Origin of the sequence: Streptomyces guryensis (assembly GCF_021261325.1) — a bacterium.
GTDB lineage: Bacteria > Actinomycetota > Actinomycetes > Streptomycetales > Streptomycetaceae > Streptomyces > Streptomyces guryensis.
This window is the reverse complement of sequence record NZ_JAJSBI010000046.1, coordinates 38,301-44,610: the sequence shown is the minus strand read 5'-3', so window position 1 is coordinate 44,610 and position 6,310 is coordinate 38,301. Positions and strand designations below refer to the sequence as shown.

Below are 6,310 nucleotides of genomic sequence, written 5' to 3'. Positions count from 1 at the left end.
TGGTCACCTCCGGCCTGCGCATCGGCACCCCGGCCCTGGCCACCCGCGGCTTCACGGCCGAGGACTTCGCCGAGGTCGCCGACGTCATCGCACAGGCCCTCAAGCCCTCCTACGACGCCGAGGCGCTGAAGGCCCGGGTCAAAACCCTCGCCGACAAGCACCCCCTCTACGCAGGTCTGTAACCGACAACCCTCCCGCAGGGGCGTGCCGCTGACGTACCGGGCACGCCTCGCCAATCCCCCGGAGTATGGCGTGGCAATCAGCGTCTTCGACCTGTTCTCCATCGGCATCGGCCCGTCCAGTTCGCACACCGTCGGCCCGATGCGCGCCGCCGCGACGTTCGCCGCCCGCCTGAAGCAGGACGGCCTGCTCGCCCAGACCACCGCGGTACGGGCGGAGCTGTTCGGCTCCCTGGGCGCGACCGGCCACGGCCACGGCACCCCCAAGGCGGTGCTGCTAGGTCTGGAGGGCAACGAGCCGCACACGGTCGACGTCGCCCAGGCCGACCTGGACGTGGAGCGCATCCGCGGCACCGGGCGCATCCGCCTCCTCGGAGCGCAGATCGGTCCGGCCCACGAGATCGGCTTCGACGTCTCGACCCAGCTGGTCCTGCACCGCAGGCGCTCGCTGCCGTACCACGCCAACGGCATGATCCTCTTCGCGTACGACGCCGACGGTGTGCCGCTGCTGGAGAAGACGTACTACTCGGTCGGCGGCGGCTTCGTCGTCGACGAGGACGCGGTCGGAGCGGACCGGATCAGGCTCGACGACACGGTGCTCGCCCACCCGTTCGGCACGGGTGACGAACTGCTGCGACTCGCCCGGGAGACCGGCCTGTCGATCTCCGCGCTGATGCTGGAGAACGAGAAGGCATGGCGCACGGAGGAGGAGATCCGCACGGGCCTGCTGGACATCTGGCGGGTCATGGAGGGCTGCGTGGCGCGCGGCCTGGCCGTGGAGGGCATCCTCCCGGGCGGTCTGAAGGTACGGCGCCGGGCCGCGGCCGCGGCCCGCCAACTGCGCACCGAGGGCGACCCGTTGGGCCGTGCGATGGAGTGGGTCACGCTGTACGCGATGGCCGTCAACGAGGAGAACGCGGCCGGCGGACGGGTCGTCACCGCCCCGACGAACGGCGCCGCGGGCATCATCCCCGCCGTCCTGCACTACTACCTCGACTTCGTGCCGGGCGCCGACGAGGACGGCATCGTCCGCTTCCTGCTCGCCGCCGGCGCCATCGGCATGCTCTTCAAGGAGAACGCCTCCATCTCCGGTGCCGAGGTCGGCTGCCAGGGCGAGGTCGGCTCCGCCTGCTCGATGGCCGCGGGCGCGCTGGCCGAGGTGCTCGGCGGCTCTCCCGAACAGGTGGAGAACGCTGCCGAGATCGGCATGGAGCACAACCTCGGCCTCACCTGCGACCCGGTCGGCGGCCTCGTCCAGATCCCCTGCATCGAGCGCAACGGCATGGCCGCGGTCAAGGCGGTCACGGCCGCCCGGATGGCGATGCGCGGCGACGGCCGCCACCACGTCTCCCTCGACAAGGTCATCAAGACCATGAAGGACACCGGCGCCGACATGAAGGTCAAGTACAAGGAGACCGCGCGGGGCGGCCTCGCCGTCAACGTCATCGAGTGCTGAGCGGGCGGCTGAGCCATGCCCCGACAGGGGCGCGGGCCTGTATCGATATGCGGCCCCGCCGCGTGGGCGCGCTCAGCCGCGACGCAGCCGCACACGAAGAACGGCACATCGCGGCCCCCGCGGAGCGCCCCGTACGGAACCAGGAGTGAGGCCATGGGACGTGTCACCGAACGCCGACGCGTACTCCGCATCCGCAGCGGAGCGCCAAGCACCCGCCCCGACACCCTGGTGGCGGAGGAACCGCTGGAGATCCGCCTCAACGGCAGACCTCTGGCGATCACCATGCGCACACCCGGCGACGACTTCGCCCTGGCCGCGGGGTTCCTGGTGAGCGAGGGAGTCCTGGGCCGGGCCGAGGAGGTCGCCGACATCGTCTACTGCGCGGGCGCCACCGCCGACGGCTCGAACACGTACAACGTCGTCGACGTGCAGCTCGCCCCCGGTGTGCCCGTACCCGACATCACGCTCGAACGGAACGTCTACACCACCTCCTCCTGCGGGCTGTGCGGCAAGGCGAGCCTGGACGCCGTACGGACCACCGCGCGATGGCCGATCGCCGGCACACCCCCCGTCCGCGTCACCCCCGCCCTGCTGTCCGCCCTGCCCGACCAACTACGCGCTGCTCAACGGGTGTTCGACCGGACAGGCGGCCTGCACGCCGCCGCACTGTTCTCGACCGAGGGTGAAATGCTGGACCTGCGCGAGGACGTCGGCCGGCACAACGCCGTCGACAAGTTGGTCGGCCGCGCACTCCAATCCGGCCAACTCCCGCTGTCCCAGAGCATTCTGCTGGTGTCCGGACGGGCCTCCTTCGAGCTGGCGCAGAAGGCGGTCATGGCAGGCATCCCGCTGCTGGCGGCGGTCTCGGCACCGTCCTCCCTCGCGGTGGACCTGGCGGCGGAGAGCGGGCTCACGCTGGTCGGGTTCCTGCGCGGCGCCTCCATGAACGTGTACGCGGGCGAGCAGCGCCTCGACCTCACCGCCGAGGCCGTGGCATGACCCGGCGCGCACCGGTGCACGGCGGCACCCTCCTCGTCCCGCCCCGCCCGCGACCACCCGCAGCCCGCAGCCGCCCACGCCGTGTCGCGATGCTCAGCGTGCACACCTCACCGCTGCACCAGCCCGGTACCGGCGACGCGGGCGGCATGAACGTCTACATAGTCGAGCTCGCCAAGCGCCTCGCCGCCATCGGCATCGAGGTGGAGATCTTCACCCGGGCCACCTCCGCCGTCCTCCCGCCGAGCGTCGAACTCGCGCCCGGCGTCCTGGTCCGGCACGTGGCCGCCGGACCCTACGAGGGCCTGGCCAAGGAGGACCTGCCCGCCCAGCTGTGCGCCTTCACCCATGGCGTGACGCAGGCCTGGGCCGGTCACCGCCCCGGCCACTACGACCTGGTCCACTCCCACTACTGGCTCTCCGGCCAGGTCGGCCGGCTCACCGCCGAGCGCTGGGGGGTCCCGCTCGTCCACGCCATGCACACCATGGCCAAGGTCAAGAACGCCTCCCTCGCTGAGGGCGACATCCCCGAACCCGCGCACCGCGTACTCGGCGAGACCCAAGTCGCCCGCGCCGCAGACCGGTTGATAGCGAACACCGGCAAAGAGGCGCAGGAACTCCTCCACCACTACGACGCCGACCTCGACCGGGTGTCGGTCGTCCACCCCGGCGTCAACCTGGAACGCTTCCAGCCCGACGCGTCCGGAGTCGAGGCCGGCCGGGCAGCCGCCCGAACCCGACTCGGACTTCCGACGCACGCCTTCATCCCCCTGTTCGCGGGCCGCATCCAGCCGCTGAAGGCGCCGGACGTCCTGCTGCGGGCGGTGGCCCGGCTGCTCCAGGAGCGGCCGCGGCTGCGGGAGCGGATCGTGGTGCCGGTCGTGGGCGGGCCGAGCGGCAGCGGCCTGGCCAGACCGGAGGGCCTGCAGAAACTGGCGGCCCGCCTCGGTGTCTCCGACGTCGTACTGTTCCGCCCGCCGGTCGGCCAGGACCAGCTCGCCGACTGGTACCGGGCGGCATCCGCCCTGGTCATGCCCTCCCACAGCGAGTCCTTCGGCCTGGTCGCAGTCGAGGCACAGGCCTGCGGCACCCCGGTGATCGCCGCCGAGGTCGGCGGTCTTCCGGTGGCGGTACGGGACGGGGTGAGCGGCGTACTCGTACCGGGCCACGACCCGGTCGACTACGCGCGGGCACTGCGCCGCTTCGCCGACGACCCGGCGCTCTCCGTCCGCATGGGTGAGGCGGCGGCCCGCCACGCCCGCTCCTTCGGCTGGGACACGGCCGCGGCGGCGACGGCGGAGGTGTACACGGCGGCGATGCGCGAGTGCCGGCCCGTCGCCTGAGAGGGCGCCCGGCCGAGCGGCGACGCACGAGGGCGCGCAGTCCCTCGCCCTTGGCCCCGGCCGTCGCGCCCTGTACACGGCCCGTCCGACCATCGACGGCGGCGTGGCGGACGAGGCGTGGGACGTCACCGGCCACCGCCGCTCGCGCACGGTGGCGGGTCTGGCGAGCACTCTCCTCACGGTCCGCCCCGACGGCGGGCTCCTCGCCGGCGAGAAACGCGCCGGCGGTCTTCCCCCCGGCCGTCCCACGGCCCTCGGCCTGGCGTAGGACGGGCCCGGAGCCCTCGCCTTCCGAGTCGACGGCTCCCAGCTCGCCGCGGGCACCGCACCAGCCGCGTCGTCCTCCCAGACGGCGACCTGCGCCACAGGGCGCGGGCACCCTGCCCGACGTCGTCCGCGCCTCCGCGCCCGACAGCCCGGAGACGACCAGCGCCCTCGCGCTCAGCCCTTGCGGCCACACCCTCGCGGCACGGCGATCGGCTCCCCGGCCTTCACCGGTGACAGCCGCACGCCGTACGCGAACGGCGCCCACGTCCCCCTGCGGCGGCCCGACGCCGGAGCGGTGGCGGACGTACGTGCCGGAGACGGCGTATCGAAAGGTGTGCGACCGGGCGCTCCGCGGGGTGCGCCCATGTGATCGGGTCGAACGACCCCGGGGACTCCGTATGACGCGATCGACACGGGCCGCATCCCTGTTGTGCGAAAACGTCGGTTACTGTGCATGTCTAAGTGACGCAAAGGGGGCAGAGCGGGCGGAGGGCGAAGCTGTGTCGGAGGAAGGGCGGCTCGTCGCCGGGCGCTACCGGCTGGTCGAGAGCATCGGCCGCGGCGGTATGGGCACCGTGTGGCGCGCCGAGGACGAGGAACTCACCCGCCACGTCGCACTCAAGCGGCTCCACACACCGCCGCACCTGTCCGACGCCGAGATCACCACGCTGTACGAGCGGGTCCGCCGCGAGGCCCGCAGTGCCGCTCGGGTCGTGCACCCCAACGTGGTCGTCGTCCATGACGTGGTCGACGACGACGGGCTGCCGTGCATCGTCATGGAGTACGTGCCCGCCGGCACCCTCGCCGACGTCCTCGACGGCGGTCGGACCCTGCCGCCCGAGGAGGCGGCACGCATCGGCCTCGGTGTGATCTCCGCGGTGCGGGCCGCGCACGCGGCCGGCGTGCTGCACCGCGACATCAAGCCCGGCAACGTCCTGCTCGGTCCCGGCGGCCGGGTCGTCCTGACCGACTTCGGTATCGCGCAGACCGCCGGGACCTCGACGCTCACCCAGACCGGGGAGATGATCGGCTCCATCGACTTCATGGCCCCCGAGCGGATCCGCGGCCACAAGCCCGGCCCGGCCTCGGACCTCTGGTCGCTCGGCGCGACGCTCTACCAGGCGGTGGAGGGGCGGCCGCCGTACCGCCGCGACACCCCCATGGAGACCGCGTACGCCATCGCAGTCGACCCGCTGGAGCCGATGCGGAAGGCCGGTTCGCTGGAACCGCTCATCGACGCCCTGCTGTCGAAGGACCCCGAGGACCGGCCCACGGCGGAGCAGACGGAACGGGCGCTGCGCGCCACCTGGTCCACCGGCCCGCCGACCGAGCGGTCCTCGGCCGTGCCGGCCGCGGTGCCGCCCGGCCCGCGGGACGACGACTCGACCACGCACCACACCACCGCGGCGCCGCCGGCCCCACCGGTGCCGACGGGCAGGAGCGAACGCCGCCGCCGTCGCGGCCGGAGGCGCCGTGTCCTCGTGCCGGCCCTGGCCGTCGTGGCCGCGGCCGCCGTCGCCCTCACGCTGTACGTGTCGTCGCACCGGGCGGGCCGGGACGGAGCCGGCGCAGTCCGCACGCCCACCCCGTCCGCGTCACCCTCGCCCGTCCCCGACGGCTACCGCCTGGTCCGGGCCGACCGGCTCGGCGTCTCCTTCCCCGTGCCGGACGGCTGGCAGCCGAAGAAGAAGCCGGGCGGCGACGAGGTCACCTACACCGACCCGACCGGCCTGGCCGGCATCACCATCGGCATGGTGGACCCCGCGGGCTCGAACCCCGTCGGGCACTTCAAGGACATCGAGGCGAACACCAAGGCCAACTACTCCGTCTACCGCAGGCTGCGCATGCAGGAGACCACCTTCCGCGGCAAGCCTGCGGCGGTGTGGGAGTTCACCTTCCAGGGCCGGGCCCGCGTCTTCCGCGCCATCGACCTCGGCTACGGCACCGCGGGCGGCCGGGAGTACGACATCTACCTGTCGGCCCCGGAGGCCAAGTGGAGCACCTACCGCCCGGTCTTCGACAACGTCAGGGACGGGTTCACCGAACAGCAGCGGTGAGCCCCATGGGCT

General features: G+C 73.0%; 5 protein-coding genes and 1 pseudogene. All 6 read left to right on the top strand.

Going from position 1 to position 6,310, the window contains the following annotated elements:
* A pseudogene (locus LJ657_RS46045) lies at window positions 1–182 on the top strand (serine hydroxymethyltransferase); the annotation flags it as partial.
* A gap of 70 nt (window positions 183–252) precedes the next feature.
* Window positions 253–1,635: an L-serine ammonia-lyase gene (locus tag LJ657_RS46040; RefSeq protein WP_232655702.1), complete on the top strand. Its 1,383-nt coding sequence runs from the start codon at window positions 253–255 to the stop codon at window positions 1,633–1,635.
* 153 nt (window positions 1,636–1,788) lie between these two features.
* Window positions 1,789–2,634 carry a formate dehydrogenase accessory sulfurtransferase FdhD gene (fdhD, locus tag LJ657_RS46035; protein WP_232655701.1) on the top strand — a complete coding sequence of 282 codons (846 nt, stop codon included), beginning with the start codon at window positions 1,789–1,791 and terminating at the stop codon, window positions 2,632–2,634.
* Entirely contained in the window at window positions 2,631–3,974 is a 1,344-nt protein-coding gene (gene mshA / locus LJ657_RS46030) for a D-inositol-3-phosphate glycosyltransferase (RefSeq protein WP_232655700.1), read from the top strand. Before fdhD ends, mshA begins: the two co-directional genes overlap by 4 nt.
* Before the next feature lie 103 nt (window positions 3,975–4,077).
* On the top strand, window positions 4,078–4,242 hold the full coding sequence (locus tag LJ657_RS46025) for a hypothetical protein (RefSeq protein WP_232655699.1): 165 nt from the start codon (window positions 4,078–4,080) through the stop codon (window positions 4,240–4,242).
* Between the two features lie 499 nt (window positions 4,243–4,741).
* The gene (locus tag LJ657_RS46020) at window positions 4,742–6,298 is read left to right on the top strand and encodes a serine/threonine-protein kinase (RefSeq protein WP_232655698.1); all 1,557 of its coding nucleotides are present in this window, start codon (window positions 4,742–4,744) and stop codon (window positions 6,296–6,298) included.
* The last annotated feature ends 12 nt before the right edge of the window (window positions 6,299–6,310 follow it).

Coding starts and splice junctions, on each gene's coding strand:
- mshA (WP_232655700.1), top strand. CDS start 2,631: ATGACCCGGCGCGCACCGGTGCACGGCGGCACCCTCCTCGTCCCGCCC.
- fdhD (WP_232655701.1), top strand. CDS start 1,789: ATGGGACGTGTCACCGAACGCCGACGCGTACTCCGCATCCGCAGCGGA.